This window comes from Duodenibacillus massiliensis (genome assembly GCF_928721995.1).
Lineage (GTDB): Bacteria > Pseudomonadota > Gammaproteobacteria > Burkholderiales > Burkholderiaceae_F > Duodenibacillus > Duodenibacillus massiliensis.
Genome location: NZ_OV788642.1, coordinates 2,108,144 through 2,122,412, shown reverse-complemented (window position 1 = coordinate 2,122,412; position 14,269 = coordinate 2,108,144). Strand labels below are relative to the sequence as shown.

Annotated in this window: 11 protein-coding genes; 1 reads left to right on the top strand and 10 read right to left on the bottom strand. The window is 58.5% G+C overall.

All coding sequences use genetic code 11. The features are described from left to right. The 10 genes from typA to NXF97_RS09710 all read right to left on the bottom strand — a co-directional run bounded on the left by typA (position 1) and on the right by NXF97_RS09710 (position 13,105). Positions 1 to 1,848, bottom strand: a complete 1,848-nt coding sequence (gene typA / locus NXF97_RS09755; protein ID WP_022373703.1) for a translational GTPase TypA — start codon at positions 1,846 to 1,848, stop codon at positions 1 to 3. A 29-nt stretch (positions 1,849 to 1,877) separates the two neighbouring features. Continuing rightward, positions 1,878 to 2,792: a tRNA pseudouridine(55) synthase TruB gene (truB, locus tag NXF97_RS09750; RefSeq protein ID WP_022373704.1), complete on the bottom strand. Its 915-nt coding sequence runs from the start codon at positions 2,790 to 2,792 to the stop codon at positions 1,878 to 1,880. A 10-nt stretch (positions 2,793 to 2,802) separates the two neighbouring features. Further along, entirely contained in the window at positions 2,803 to 3,192 is a 390-nt protein-coding gene (gene rbfA / locus NXF97_RS09745) for a 30S ribosome-binding factor RbfA (protein WP_274955843.1), read from the bottom strand. Positions 3,193 to 3,203: 11 nt separating this feature from the next. Further along, complete coding sequence (gene infB, locus NXF97_RS09740; protein ID WP_274955842.1) at positions 3,204 to 6,164, bottom strand: translation initiation factor IF-2; 2,961 nt, start codon at positions 6,162 to 6,164, stop codon at positions 3,204 to 3,206. 125 nt (positions 6,165 to 6,289) lie between these two features. Continuing rightward, positions 6,290 to 7,774: a transcription termination factor NusA gene (nusA, locus tag NXF97_RS09735; RefSeq protein WP_274955841.1), complete on the bottom strand. Its 1,485-nt coding sequence runs from the start codon at positions 7,772 to 7,774 to the stop codon at positions 6,290 to 6,292. After that, on the bottom strand, positions 7,774 to 8,346 hold the full coding sequence (rimP, locus tag NXF97_RS09730; RefSeq protein ID WP_022373708.1) for a ribosome maturation factor RimP: 573 nt from the start codon (positions 8,344 to 8,346) through the stop codon (positions 7,774 to 7,776). The genes nusA and rimP overlap by 1 nt, the downstream gene beginning before the upstream one ends. Positions 8,347 to 8,714: 368 nt before the next feature. Then, positions 8,715 to 10,505 (bottom strand): 23S rRNA pseudouridine(2605) synthase RluB, encoded by a 1,791-nt coding sequence (rluB, locus tag NXF97_RS09725; protein WP_274955840.1) that lies wholly within the window; start codon positions 10,503 to 10,505, stop codon positions 8,715 to 8,717. Beyond that, positions 10,498 to 11,142, bottom strand: a complete 645-nt coding sequence (gene scpB / locus NXF97_RS09720; protein WP_235836722.1) for an SMC-Scp complex subunit ScpB — start codon at positions 11,140 to 11,142, stop codon at positions 10,498 to 10,500. Before scpB ends, rluB begins: the two co-directional genes overlap by 8 nt. 331 nt (positions 11,143 to 11,473) lie before the next feature. After that, a complete protein-coding gene (locus tag NXF97_RS09715; RefSeq protein WP_274955839.1) occupies positions 11,474 to 12,319 on the bottom strand; it encodes a hypothetical protein in 846 nt (281 codons plus the stop codon). Between the two features lie 291 nt (positions 12,320 to 12,610). Then, positions 12,611 to 13,105 carry a hypothetical protein gene (locus tag NXF97_RS09710; RefSeq protein WP_274955838.1) on the bottom strand — a complete coding sequence of 165 codons (495 nt, stop codon included), beginning with the start codon at positions 13,103 to 13,105 and terminating at the stop codon, positions 12,611 to 12,613. A 631-nt stretch (positions 13,106 to 13,736) separates the two neighbouring features. Here NXF97_RS09710 and NXF97_RS10825 point away from each other — a divergent pair. Beyond that, positions 13,737 to 14,267 carry a DUF7338 family protein gene (locus tag NXF97_RS10825; protein WP_423767301.1) on the top strand — a complete coding sequence of 177 codons (531 nt, stop codon included), beginning with the start codon at positions 13,737 to 13,739 and terminating at the stop codon, positions 14,265 to 14,267. Positions 14,268 to 14,269: the final 2 nt, after the last annotated feature.

Below are 14,269 nucleotides of genomic sequence, written 5' to 3'. Positions count from 1 at the left end.
TTAAAGCGTCATTTCATCGCGTTCGGCACGCGAAGCACGGCGGCGTTCGAATTCCTTCAGCCAGCGCTTTCTCAGGCGGATGGTCTTCGGGGTGATTTCCACGAGTTCGTCGTCGTTAATGAATTCCACGGCGCTTTCAAGCGTGAGCTGCACCGGCGGCACCAGGCGGATCGCTTCATCGGTGCCGGAAGCACGGATGTTGGTGAGCTGCTTGCAGCGGATGGGATTCACAACGATGTCGTTTTCACGGGAATGTTCGCCGATGATCATGCCTTCGTAGAGGGCATCACCGGGGCTTACGAACAGACGGCCGCGCTCCTGAATCTTCCAGAGCGCATAGGCAACGGCGTTACCGTCATCCTGGCTGATGATCGCGCCCGAGCGGCGTTCACCGACCTCACCCTGCTTGATGGGACCGTAGTCGTCAAAGACGTGGCTCATGATGCCCGTGCCGCGGCACATCGTCATGAACATCGACTGAAAGCCGATGAGGCCTCGGGCCGGAATACGGTATTCCAGACGCACACGGCCCTTACCGTCGGGCTGCATATCCTGCAGATCGCCCTTGCGGCGGCCGAGTTCTTCCATGACGGCGCCCTGATGCTCTTCTTCGACGTCCACCGTGAGAAGCTCATAGGGTTCCTGCTTTTCGCCGTTAACCATTTTGAGCAGTACGCGCGGACGGCCCACAGCAAGTTCGTAGCCTTCGCGGCGCATGTTTTCAAGCAGGATCGTGAGGTGCAGTTCACCGCGTCCGCACACTTCCCAGACCGTTTCGTCCGCGGTCGGCCGCAGACGCATGGCGACGTTACTCTTCAATTCACGTTCCAGACGTTCACGGATCTGACGCGAGGTGACGAACTTACCTTCGCGGCCCGCCAGGGGCGAGGTGTTCACCATGAAGTTCATGGTAAGCGTCGGTTCGTCGACTTTAAGCATCGGAAGGGCTTCAGGGGCCGCGGGGTCGGTGATCGTCGTACCGATGTTGAGGTCTTCAATACCGTTCACGAGCACGATGTCGCCTGCCTGCGCGAAGTCCACAACCTTACGGTCAAGACCTTCAAACTGCAGAATCTGATTGACCTTGGCGGGCTTGGGGGTGTCCTCCGGCCCGTTCATGATCACAACGTTCTGACCGGCTTTGAGAATACCGCGGTGCACACGGCCGATACCGATTTTGCCCACGTAGCTCGAGTAGTCCAGAGAGCAGATCTGAAGCTGCAGGGGCGCTTCGGTGTTGTCTTCACGCACGGGGACGTACTTAATCACCGTGTCAAAGATCGCGCGCATGTTGCCGATCTTTTTGAGTTCTTCGACGTTGTCGGTGTAACCGGCGTAGCCCTCAAGGGCCGAGGCGTAAATCACCGGGAAGTCGAGCTGATCTTCGGTGGCGCCGAGTTTGTCAAAGAGGTCAAAGGTCTGGTTCACAACCCACTCGGGGCGGGCACCGGGGCGGTCAACCTTGTTGATGACGACGATGGGCTTAAGGCCCGCTGCGAGGGCCTTGCGCGTCACAAAGCGGGTCTGCGGCATCGGGCCGTCCACCGCGTCCACGAGAAGCAGCACGCCGTCAACCATCGAGAGCACGCGCTCGACTTCACCGCCGAAGTCCGCGTGCCCCGGGGTATCGATGATGTTGATGTGCACGCCTTCGTATTCGACGGCGCAGTTTTTCGCCAGAATCGTGATGCCGCGTTCCTTTTCGATGTCACCGCTGTCCATCACGCGCTCATCGACCTGCTGGTTGCTGCGGAAGGTTCCCGCGCACTGCAGCAACTTGTCAACCATCGTGGTCTTACCGTGGTCAACGTGAGCAATGATTGCAATATTGCGAATAGCTCTTGTCATTTTGTGTGTCTTCCCGAGTTCGTCCCGCTTCAGGACGGGTCATTGTCTGTGTTTCTGATTAATCGGTACGGGTGAATGACGCCGCGTGCGTCGACCTTCACCACGCCCAGTAACTTCATTTCAGGCCCGTAGGCCCGTGCCTCACCGCGCACGGCACTTTTTAATGCCAGACGCTGTCCGTTTCTCAGACGCTCGGCGCCTGCGGCATCAAGCGTCACCGAGGGCAGCGTCTGCAGCAGAAAATCCGCTCCCTTTAAAAGCGCGCGGCGTTCTTCAATTGTCTGATTCTTGTCGTCAACCGCCGCAAACGGCACGGCGTCGGCGATTTTTAAGTCTCCCACTTCTGTGCGGCGCAGGGCCGTCAGATGCGCGTAGCAGCCGAGCCTGCGGCCGATATCGTCGGCCAAAACCCGGATGTAGGTGCCCTTCGTCACACGCACGTCAATGACGGCCTTATCCCCCTCAAAGGCCAGAAGCGTGAGGCTTTTGACCTCAACCTTACGGGGCTTACGCTCCACTTCAATACCCTTGCGGGCGAGATCATAAAGGTTTTTTCCGCCGTGCTTGACGGCCGAGTACATCGGAGGCACCTGTTCGATGACGCCGGTGAATTCCCCGAGAACCTTTACGAGTTCGTCTTTTGTCGGACGTTTGCTGCTGGTTTCCGTCACCGCACCGGTTTTATCCATCGTATCGGTGGCGGCGCCGAACGTGAGCTCAGCCTCATAGCGCTTGTCGGCGTGCAGCAGGTCTGAGGAATACTTTGTGGCGTTTCCGAACGCAAGCGGCAACAGGCCGCTTGCCATCGGGTCAAGCGTTCCGGTGTGCCCCGCTTTTTTGGCGTTAATGAGCCTGCGGGTAAGCTGCAGGGCCCAGTTTGAGCTCATCCCTGCAGGCTTATCCAGCAGCATCACGCCGTCAATATCGTCACCCTTTGCGCCCATCGCCGCCTCTTTATTCGGTCTTGCCTTCAGAGGCTTCGTTGCGCCGGGTTTCCTGCATTGCCTCTTCAATCACACGGTCCATGGCAAAACCGCGCGCCACACTTTCGTCCAAAACAAAGTGAAGCGTCGGTACCGTATGGATCGTGAGCTTTTTATAGATGAGGCTTCTTAACATCCCCGCGGCCGCATTCAGACCCTCGCGGCACTTTTCCTCGTCGCACCCGATGGTGGTGAAGAAAAGTTTCGCGTGCGCGTAGTCCGGTGTGATCTCACAACCCGTGATCGTCACCAGTCCCACGCGCGGATCGCGCACGTTCTGCGGAATGAGTTCGGCAATGTCGCGCGCGATCTGGTCGGCGACCCTCAGCGCTCTGCCCGGCTTTTTTGCTTTAACAGCCATCAGCATCCACCTCAGAGCGTACGGGCCACTTCGGTGACTTCGAAGATTTCAAGCTGGTCGCCCACCTTGATGTCGTCGTAGCCCTTAAGCGACAGACCGCATTCGTTGCCGGCCTGCACTTCGCGCACATCGTCCTTGAAGTGTTTCAGAGACGCAAGCTCCCCGGTCCAGATGACGACGTTGTCGCGCAAGAGGCGCGCGGACGCGTTTCTGCGCACCACGCCTTCCATGACGCGGCAGCCGGCAATAAGGCCCACCTTCGGAACGCGGATCGTCTGACGGATTTCGAGCATACCGATCACCGTCTCGCGCTTTTCCGGCGAGAGCATGCCGCTCATGGCCGCCTTCACATCATCGACGGCGTCGTAGATGATGTTGTAGTAGCGCATGTCAATGCCGTCCTGCTCCGCGAGCTTACGGGCCGCAGCATCAGCGCGCACGTTAAAGCCGATGATGACGGCTTTGGAGGCCGCAGCAAGGTTGACGTCGGTTTCGGAAATACCGCCCACGGCACTGTGGACAACCTGAACGCGCACTTCGTCGGTGGAAAGCTTCGTCAAAGCGTGCACCAAGGCTTCCTGAGAACCCTGAACGTCGGCCTTGATGATCAGAGACAGCGTCTTTACTTCCCCGTTATTTTCGCCGGAGAAGAGGTTTTCAAGTTTTGCGGCCTGCTGACGCGCAAGCTTCACGTCACGGTACTTGCCCTGACGGAAGAGCGCGACTTCGCGGGCCTTGCGTTCGTCCGGAACCACAATGAGTTCGTCGCCTGCGGCCGGGACGTCGGAGAGACCCTGAATTTCCACGGGAATCGAGGGACCGGCGCTCTGCACCTGCTTGCCGAGTTCGTTCACCATGGCGCGCACGCGGCCGAAGGCCTGGCCCGCCAGAACAATATCGCCCTTCTTTAAAAGGCCGGACTGAACGAGAACGGAAGCGACGGGGCCGCGGCCCTTATCCAGTCGGCTTTCAATGACGATACCCTTGGCGTTACCCTGATCCGGGGCTTTCAATTCAAGCATTTCTGCCTGCAGCAGAACGTTTTCAAGGAGTTCATCCACGCCCTTACCGGTCTTGGCGGACACCGGGCAGAACGGCACGTCGCCGCCGAAACTTTCAGGAATCACTTCGTTCTGAACGAGTTCGTTCGTAACGCGTTCAACGTTGGCTTCGGGTTTATCGATCTTGTTGATCGCAACGACCATCGGAACGCCGGCAGCGCGGGCATGCGCAATGGCTTCCTTGGTCTGGGGCATCACGCCGTCGTCGGCTGCGACCACCAGAATCACGATATCGGTTGCCTGCGCACCGCGGGCACGCATGGCGGTAAAGGCTTCATGCCCCGGGGTATCCAAGAACGTGACGATGCCGCGCGGCGTTTTCACATGATACGCACCGATGTGCTGCGTGATGCCGCCCGCTTCACCCGCGGCAACCTTGGCGCGGCGGATGTAGTCCAAAAGCGACGTCTTACCGTGGTCAACGTGACCCATGATCGTGACGACCGGGGGACGGGGCACGGCGGGGTACTGCTCGGCACCCTCTTCGATTTCACCCAAGAGCGCTTCCGGATCGTCGGCCTTGGCGGCAATCGCCTTGTGGCCCATTTCTTCAACGAGAATCATGGCCGTATCCTGATCAAGCATCTGATTGATGGTGACCATCTGGCCCATCTTCATCAGAACCTTGATGACTTCGGTGGCCTTCACGCTCATCTTGTGCGCGAGATCGGCAACGGAAATCGTCTCAGGCACGCTCACCTCACGCACAACGGGTTCCGCGGGCATCTGCTGCACGCTTTGCTCGTGATGGTGCTGCTTGCGGCTGCGGCCTCTCCAGTTGTCATCTCCCGAGTCATCGCCGCCGCGGGTCTTGATCGTGCGGCGCTTCTGACCTTCGTCATTCCAGCCGCGGTCGTTGTTGCGTTCGCCCTTGCGGCCCTTGCCGCCCTTTTTGGGCTCGTCGTTGCGGTCACCGGAAGCCGCCTTTGCGGGCTTGGCTTCGGTCTTTTTCTTCGCTTCAGCCGGCTTAGCGGCAGCGGCCGTTTTTTCCGCATCCTTGCGGTCGTTCTTATCGCCGCGGTCGGCCTTTGCCTTTAAAACGGTCTTGGGCTTAGAAAGCATCTCGCGGATTGCCGCGGCTTCTTCCAAGGCCTTTTTGCGGGCCGCGTCACGACGGGCCCGTTCTTCAGCCGAAACCGCAGTTTCTTCTTTTTCCGCGGCCTTCGGGGCCACGCGCTGAGCGGCAGCCTGTGCACGGCGCTTTAATTCCTGATCGAGCTTTTCGCGCTCGGCCTTTTCCCGCTCCGCCTTTTCACGGGCGGCCTTGGCGACAGCCTCTTCACGAGCCTTGCGGCGTGCGGCCTCTTCGGCAGCGCGCTCGGCAGCCGCGGCTTCGCGGGCCTTTTCTTCGGCGGCGGCCTTTTCGGCGGCAGCCTGCTCGGCAGCTTCCCTGGCGGCTTTTTCAGCAGCAGCCTTCTGAGCCTGCTGAGCCTTGGCTTCTTGAGCGGCCTTGGCGGCTTTTTCCGCTTCCGCGGCCTTCACGGCTTCCGCGGCCTTTGCGGCGTCGTTTTCGGCCTGCGCTGCCTGCGCCTGCTTTTCTTCCAGAGCGCGGCGTGCGGCGGCTTCGGTTTCCGCGCGCGCAGCGGCAATGGCGCGGGCTCGCTCATCGTCCTGACGGGGCAACTTCACGAAGACGCGGCGGCGGCGCACTTCCACTTCAATCGTGTGCGCTCCGCCCTGGCCGTCCTTCTGACGGATGGTGGAGGTTTCGCGGCGCTTCACAGTGATCTTGCTGGGACGGTCGGGCACGCGTTCGCTTCTGAGGCTGTCCAAAAGCCGGCGCTTGTCGGCTTCGCTTAATTCGTCGGTCTCGCCCGTCTTTTCAATGCCCGCGGCTTTGAGCTGCGCGAGCAGCGTCTGAGCGGGGATCTTCATTTCCCGGGCAAGATCGATAACCGTATTGTTTGCCATATTCTTTTCTTACTCCTGCCGCTGACCGCACCGCAACCGCGGTTGTTTCCGGTGCCTGCCGCCCGATTGACTCACCGGGCGGCTCACGGCCGTTTTCCTTATCGTTAATCGAACTTGTCCCGGACTCACTCGGCCCAGGAAGCACGTGCCGCCATGATGAGTTTGCTGGCGGCTTCTTCATCAAGCCCCGTCTTTTCGACGAGTTCTTCGGTATCCAGATCACCGAGCTCATCGGCGGTCTTCACACCCGCGCCCACGAGCTTACTTGCAAGGTCATTGTCCATGCCTTCAAGCGCAAAGAGCGAGGGGTCGGCCTGACGGAGGTTCTCCTCACGCTTTAAGGCGCGGGCCAGAAGCACCGTACGGGCCTTTTCGCGCACTTCGGGGAGCTCTTCATCGCTAACGAGCCCGAGGCCCGCGATTTCCTGTTCAGGCACGTAGGCGAGTTCCTCGAGGCTGTAGATGCCGTCCTCAAAGAGCGCGCGGGCCGTGTCTTCGGAAATACCGAGTTCGCTCACGAATTCCCCGGTCGCAGCCTGCATTTCGTCTTCACGCTTCTTGTCGGCTTCTTCTGCCGTCATGATGTTGATCTGCCAGCCGGTGAGTTCGCTCGCCAGACGCACGTTCTGACCGCCCTTACCGATCGCAACGGCGAGGTTGTCTTCGTCGACCGTCACATCCATGCTGTTGGCGTCTTCGTCGGCCAAAACCTTGCTCACCTTCGCGGGCTTTAAGGCTTCCACAATGTACTGCACGGGGTTTTCGTCCCAGCGCACAACGTCGATGTGTTCGCCGGCGAGCTCGTTGGTGACGGCGGTGACGCGCGAACCGTGAATACCGATGCAGGTCCCCACCGGGTCAATACGCTTGTCGCGGCTCATCACGGCAATCTTGGCGCGCATGCCGGGATCACGGGAAGAAGACTTGATTTCCACGACGCCTTCTTCGATTTCCGGCACTTCGAGCTCAAAGAGTTTGTTCAAAAACTGCGGGCAGGCACGCGACAGAATCACCTGACGGCCCTTGGTGTTTTCTTCGACCTTGAGCACAAAGGCACGCACGCGGTCACCGTTACGGAGGTTTTCGCGCGGAATCATTTCGCTGCGGGGCAGAAGCGCTTCAAGGCGGCCGATTTCAACAATGGCGCCGTCCTTCATCACGCGCTTGATCTGGCCGTTGATGATCTGCTCGTCGCGGGCGAGGAATTCCTTGAGGATCTGTTCGCGTTCGGCGTCCCTCAAACGCTGCAGAATGACCTGCTTGGCGTCCTGGGCAAAGCGGCGGCCGGAGCTGTTGATGTTTTCAATCGGCTTTTCGATGTAGTCGCCCACCTTGATCTCAGGATAGTCGTCGATCACGTCGGAGAGCATCTCCTCGCGGTCGGGCTGCTGCAGGCCTTCGTCGCCGCTCACCACAACCCAGCGGCGCTTGGCGGTCCAGTCACCGGTGCCGCGGTCAACGCTCACCACCACATCGGCGTCTTCACCCGGGAACTGCGCCTTTTTCACGGCGCTTGCCAGAGCCGTTTCAAGCACGCCGAACACGGCAGACTTTTCAACATTCTTTTCGTTGGCCAGTACATCGACCATCTCGAGCATATCTCGGCTCATTATTTCTTCCCTCTAAAATCGAGCTCAGCAATCAGATTGGCGCGGTCCACGTCAACCAGGTCAAATTCCACAACCACAGGCGCCGCTGCAGGCGTCTTCGCGGCCTTTTTCTTATCCCGCACGGCCTGCGAGGGCGTACGGGCGATATGAAGTTCCTCAAAGCTGAAGCGCACGCGGGCTTCACTGCCCTCGCCCTCAACGGCAAGGATCTTTCCGTCAAGTTTGCGGCGGCCGGCTTCAGGAAAGCCTTCGGCGTGCATGGGCTCGTAAAGTTCCACGTGCGCGGGCGACCCCACAAAACGCTTCCAGTCACGGGCGCGCTTTAAGGGGCGCTCCACGCCGGGGCTGCTTACTTCCAGGCGCTCGTAGTCGACGCCCTCAACGGTAAAAAGATGCGTGATCTGGTCGCTCACGGCTTCACAGTCGTCCACGGAAATACCGCCTTCGCGGTCCGTGTCGATCGTGATGCGCACAAGCCCCCTGGCGAGTCGCTCGAAGTCGACAAACTCGTAGCCGAGGCCCGTGACCGTGCTCTCGATCAGTTCAGTGATTTGCGCTGTGCTCTTAGGCATTGATGCGAATCTTGTGCGGGGGGATTCCCCGAAAAAACCAAAAAAAAATGGGCACACTGCCCATCCCTGTTCCTTTCCCGAAGAAAGGGGCCTCACGACAAAACTGCCTGCCGTCAGACCTGAGTGAGTAAAGCCCGCAAAAACCGTTTCACCGGGAAACGCCTCTTTGCGCCGCCGCGCGTCCCCTTAACGGGGCCACGTGCCGGACCGCTCAGCTTCTGAAAACCGAGCGGCGCTTTGTGAAGACCGCCGCGGCCGCATGAAAAATGCGCCCCGACGTCTCCGTGCGGGGCGCATTATACGGATTTTTGTTGTTTTTTCAACAGCGAAGCGCTGTTTTTCCGTGTTTTTCAGCCAACGCTTTCCGGTTAACCGCGGTTACGGAAATTGCGCCTTCCGCCCTGATGCTGGCCGGAGCGGTTGCCGCCGCGGTTTTTGTACTGCGACTGCGGCTGATCGCCGTAGGCCGAGGGACGCCCCGCAAAGCCGCGGGAATAAACGTTCTGCGCACCGTCGAGACGGCCGCTCGCTATATAGTCCACGGTACTGGTCATCGAATCGGGCTGCCAGCTTTTTCCCTTATTGCGGGGTTTGCCGCCGAAGGGTTTCTTTTTAAAGCCCCCGTTATTAAGGGGGTTGCCGCCCTTGGGTTTATTTCCCTTATGAAAGGGCTTGGCGCCCTGCCTGGGATTGGCCGTTGCGCCCTGCGCCTCAAGGTCGCTTACCCAGGCCTTCACCCAGTCGCCCGCAAGTTCTCGCGTAGCGCCCTTGGCAAGGTCCTTCGGCAACTGCACTGCGCCGTAACGCACGCGGATCAAGCGGCTCACCGTCAATCCCACCGCTTCAAACATGCGGCGCACTTCACGGTTGCGGCCTTCATTGATGCGCACAAGGTACCAGTGGTTGAGCCCTTCGCCGCCCTTGTCGGTCAATTCAGAAAATGCCGCGGGCCCGTCTTCGAGCTCCACGCCCGACAAAAGCGCCTCACGGCCTTCTTCAGTGAGTGTTCCCGCGGTGCGCACCGCGTATTCGCGTTCAATCGCGTAGCGCGGATGCATCAGACGGTTGGCAAGATCACCGCTGTTGGTAAAAAGCAACAGCCCCTCGGTATTAAAGTCCAGACGCCCCACCGCAATCCAGCGGCCGTGGCTGATCTTAGGAAGGTTGTCAAACACCGTGGGACGTCCCTGGGGATCGTCCATACTGACAATCTGACCGGTGGGCTTATGGTAGACAAGCACTCGCGGCACGCGCTTGCCGCCGCCTGCGCTTTCGGCCTTTTTCACAATACGGCCGTTCACGCGCACGATGTCGGCGGGAAGCACACGCTGTCCGAGATGGGCGGGTTCGCCGTTCACAGAAATCCGGCCCTCAAGAATTAACTGCTCCATGTCGCGGCGGCTTCCGAGACCGCAGTCGGCGAGAACCTTCTGCAGTTTTTCACTCTGCGCAATGAGCGCTTTTTTTGCCGCTGCCTTACCGCGCTTAAAAACGCGGGGGTCAAAGACATTGTCGGCCATCATGCCGCGGGTAAGCGTCTCTTCGTCAGAAGCGGCCGGCATTTGAAGGGCCTCAGCCGGAAGTTCAGCCTGAGGATCGTCCTCAGAAACCGCCTGGGGCGCTGCGGCCGCCGGGGAGACTTCCTCTTCAGAGGGCACGTCAGCAACCGCAACAGTTTTCTCCGTCTCCGTCACCGCCGCCTTTGTGCGGGGCTTACGGGTGCCGGTTGACGCAGCCTTTCGGAGCTTGCGGGCAACCGGCTTTACTTCCTCAGCCGCAACCGCTTCGGCGGCAGCCTCAGAAGGCGCGGCATCAGCCGGTGCTCCCCCGGCAGTCTCCGCCGCTACGGTCTCTGTCTTCTTACGGCGCACCGTGCGCTTTTTGGCGGCGGGCTTAACCTCTGCCGTTTCCGCCTCTGCCGGCACAGCTTCCGGGGCGTCCTTATCCGCTTCAGCCGCCTTCGTTTCCGCCGTCTTTTTCACGGACTTTCGGACCGTGCGCTTTTTGGGCGCGTTTTCAGGGGCCGCTTCGGGCACCCCGGCTTTTTTCACGGCCGTACGGCGGCGCCTCACGGGTTTTGCGGAGGCTTCGTCCGCTTCGGGCGTAACAGCCGCGGATGCGGCTTCAGAAACTTCGACTGACTTTTTAGATTCAGGCATCTTTTTTACCTTCGTCGGCTAAAAGCGGTTTCTCTTCGGCAAGCGGCAGTTCAGGCGTCTTTTGTTCGTCCGCCTTTTTATTCTTGTCCGAAAAGTCCAGTTCAAATTCTTCGACTTTGGGTTCTTCGCCCTGTAAGGGCGGCAACTGATCAAGGCTTTTTAAGCCGAGATCATTTAAAAACTGTGCGGTGGTGGCAAAAAGTGCCGGACGCCCCGGCGACTCTCTGTGGCCAATCACTTCAATCCAGCCGCGCTCTTCGAGCTGTCTCAAGGAATTGGGGTTCACGGTCACACCGCGGATTTCTTCAATATCACCGCGCGTGGCAGGCTGCCGGTAGGCAATGATCGCAAGCGTTTCCATCACCGCACGCGTGTACTTCGGCGCCTTTTCTTCAGAAAGCCTGACGAGATACTCGCCGACCTCCGGTGCACTCTGAAAACGCCAGCCCTCCGCCGTTTCAAGAAGGCGCAAGCCCCTGTCCTGCCAGAAAAGGGCAAGCTTACCCACCTCCGTCAGGATTCTGTCCTGCGTATAGCGGTTTTCAAACAAGCGGGCGAGCTCAGCCGTGCTGAGCGGCCTGGGGCTCGTCAGAAGCGCAGCTTCGATCACAAGCCCGGGATTATTTGCCGGATTCACGAAAACAAACGGTTGAGACTGCGCCGGGCGCAGTGTTTGCTCACAAAATAGGAAAGTGTGCGGAAAAATCTCAAGGGTTCCGCCGGATTTCGGCCTCATGCCGCAAGCACAGTGCGGTTTTCCCCGCAGCGGGGACGCAAAGCTGTGCATGACGGGAGCAGACTCTGCCGCCCGGCCGGCCCGACGTTTCTTTCAACGCAGGCGGACAGATTGTAGAGCAAAGGCGGCGTTACGCCAAACAGCGCGGTAGCATGCGGCCTGCCAAAAAGAAACCGGAGAAAAAGGCGCGTCTTTCTCCGGCTTTTCGTGTTAACTCAAGGAGAACACGGAGTTACTTTTTCGCAGCGGCCTTCTTGGCTGCGGGCTTTTTGGCTGCAGGCTTAGCGGCTTTCACGGAAGCCTTCTTGGCGGGGGCCTTGGCTGCGGGTTTTGCGGCGGGCTTAGCCTCTGCTTTCTTAGCGGGAGCCTTTACGGCCGGCTTCTTGGCAATCTCAGCCTTTTTGGCAGGAGCCTTTAACGCCGTTTTGGCTGCGGGCTTCTTTGCAGGAGCCGCTTTCTTGGCGGCGGGTTTTGCAGCAGGCGCCTTCTTCACCTCTGCCTTCTTGGCGGCCGGTTTGGCAGCAGGCTTTGCCGCGGGCTTTTTCGCGGCCTTTGCCGGTGCCGCCTTCACAGTCTTCGCGGCGGGCTTGGCAGCGGCTTTTTTGGCCGGGGTCTTGGCGGGGGCCTTCTTTGCGGCGGCCTTAGCTGCGGGCTTTACTGCAGCCTTCTTTGCCGGGGCCTTCACAGCCTTTTTCGCAGCGGGCTTTTCGGCTTCTTCTTTCTTGGGAGCAGATTTCACGGCAGCCTTTTTCACCGGAGCTTTCTTCGCCGGGGCAGCTTCCTTGGCTGCGGGCTTTTTGGCGGCAGCTGCCGGCTTTGCGGCTTTCTTCGCGGCGGGCTTTTTCGCGCCGGTTACTTCCGCAACGACGTCAGCGACCTTGGCCGTTGCTTCCTGTGCAAGCACCGCACCGGCTTCGAGCATCTGACGGGCCGTGTCGTAGATTTCCTGCGTAAGGATTGTGCCGACCTTACCGCCGGCACCTTCGGCCTGTGCCTGGAACTTCGTCACGGCCGCGCTCAACGTCGCGTATGCCTGCTTAAAACCTTCAAAACTTTTGTCCGAAATCTGGATCGACATAGCCCATCCCCACGGGAAATTGTTGTAACGCTTTCAACATTAACACTGAAAAGCAAAAAACATACAAAGAAAAGGGACAGAATTTCCTTTTTCAATCAACGGCGTGACTAAAGGGCAACACCAAAGCAAAAGCTAAAAAGCGCGGTCTCCGCTCCCGCGGCACTTTGCGCCGCTACAAAGGGGCGCTGCAGGTGTTCTCAGCACTCACGCTGAAGATGGTTTGATTTCTTTATTTTCCCTTCTTTTATCAATTGAGTATTAGTCATCCGACTTACACCGAAAGCGTGTTGCTTAAAGGCTCAATAGATTGGCGGATGCACAAGCTCTACGCAATGTTCTTTTTGTTGTGTTGTTGACAGGAACCGCTGTAGTGTCAAGCCTGTAACCAAGAACTTCAAGAGCTTCGGCGATTGTCTCAAACTTGGTCGGAGCTCGGGGAGAGAGGATTCTTGAGGCTTCCTGACGAGTGATGTGCATTGAGGTTGCCAAATCCACAGGCCGCCAATTCTTCTCCACCATCGCGTTAATCAATTGGACCTTGAGAGTTTGGAGATGAGAAAAGGTCACGACTTCCTCTTTCCTTTTTCCAGAAAGGGGAGCCGGTCCTGGGAATTTTTCGTGGAATTGAATGCAATCTCCCAGGATTAGCAAGAGCAAATCTTGCATTTCCTCTTTTGCTTTTTGCAACGTGTTCCCTTCGGCGACAGCCGACGGAGAATAACATGACAACACGTAGCGCCCGGTTTCCGAGTCAATTTCGCATTCACATGGGAACAAGTAGCGCATAGCAAAACCTTTTTCGATCTGTCGAGGCATGAATTGCGGGACGGGCGGGAGACCACCCCGCCCTAGCTACTTAAGAGTCAGAGATCCCTAGAGCCTTGAGCGTCTTTTTGACAGTCAAGTTTGAATACTCTTGAGTTGGATGACGCTTGAGAGTGGTCATAGAAATTCCGCGAGGAAACCCGCGTCTTCAGACGCGGGAGGAATCGCGGCCATCCTTTCTCAGTTCAGTTAAAAACATTTTTGACGGATACCTCACGGGCTCCGTCTGCTCGACCTTGCGGTCGGTGGTGATCCTTCGCCAATGTTGGAAGGGGTTTGTTGTCTGAAGAACCGCTCCTACCTCTCAGAGCTTTTAACCGCAGACCGCAGAGCGCGGGACTAGGATCGACATCCCACGGTGCCTGTTTGCGCCCCGTCTTGCGACGGAACGGATTCCCAACCAACGGAGTCCGTCCGAAAACGGACTGAGGCTAGTCAACCAAGACTTGTTGCCAAGCCTCTGACTTCAGTCAGGGGTAGTTGACCGAGCTCTCCTTTAGTAGCTGACTCGAAGCGTAAAACAATTTGCCTGCGTTGTCAACAAAAAATATTACACGCGTAATGATTTTGGAGGTGTCATGTTGTACTTGAAGTGGGCGGCCTTTTTTTGTTGCCGTCTTTTTTAATGGAAATCGTGGGCAAGGTCGGTGCGCCGATTCTTGCCTTTTTTGTGCGTTCAGACGGGTGGTTGCCGCATTGGCTGTGGTGGTTTCAGCCCCCCGACAACAGTTGCGACGGGGACGAAGGCCACCGCGCCCGATGGCCGCGAGACGGGTGGTTTTGGGCGTGGGCGAGACGGACGGCGTGGTTGTTCCGCAACACGGCGTACGGATTCCACATTTACGTGCTCGGCATCAGCGTAAAGGCGGCCGACTACGTGGCCATCTTCGGCGACCCGAAGATCGGGGATCGGACGGGCATCAGCGGGTGGTGTCGGTGGAATGTTTACCGTGGGGCGAAGTTGATCGCGTGGCAGTTCTACTTTGTGCACCACTACAAGATTTTCGGGGTATGGAAGTGTGTGCGACTTGGGATCGGTTGGAAGTGTTGGGGCGTCAAGCCGTTCAATGCTCAGCATTGGCTTTACTTTCACCCGCTCAAGGGCTCGGGCCGAAACGGGTGATC

Excerpts from the sequence above, each read along its gene's own strand:
- typA (WP_022373703.1), bottom strand. The coding sequence starts at position 1,848 with ATGACAAGAGCTATTCGCAATATTGCAATCATTGCTCACGTTGACCAC.
- truB (WP_022373704.1), bottom strand. The coding sequence starts at position 2,792 with ATGGGCGCAAAGGGTGACGATATTGACGGCGTGATGCTGCTGGATAAG.
- rbfA (WP_274955843.1), bottom strand. The coding sequence starts at position 3,192 with ATGGCTGTTAAAGCAAAAAAGCCGGGCAGAGCGCTGAGGGTCGCCGAC.
- infB (WP_274955842.1), bottom strand. The coding sequence starts at position 6,164 with ATGGCAAACAATACGGTTATCGATCTTGCCCGGGAAATGAAGATCCCC.
- nusA (WP_274955841.1), bottom strand. The coding sequence starts at position 7,774 with ATGAGCCGAGATATGCTCGAGATGGTCGATGTACTGGCCAACGAAAAG.
- rimP (WP_022373708.1), bottom strand. The coding sequence starts at position 8,346 with ATGCCTAAGAGCACAGCGCAAATCACTGAACTGATCGAGAGCACGGTC.
- rluB (WP_274955840.1), bottom strand. The coding sequence starts at position 10,505 with ATGCCTGAATCTAAAAAGTCAGTCGAAGTTTCTGAAGCCGCATCCGCG.
- NXF97_RS09715 (WP_274955839.1), bottom strand. The coding sequence starts at position 12,319 with ATGTCGATCCAGATTTCGGACAAAAGTTTTGAAGGTTTTAAGCAGGCA.
- NXF97_RS09710 (WP_274955838.1), bottom strand. The coding sequence starts at position 13,105 with ATGCGCTACTTGTTCCCATGTGAATGCGAAATTGACTCGGAAACCGGG.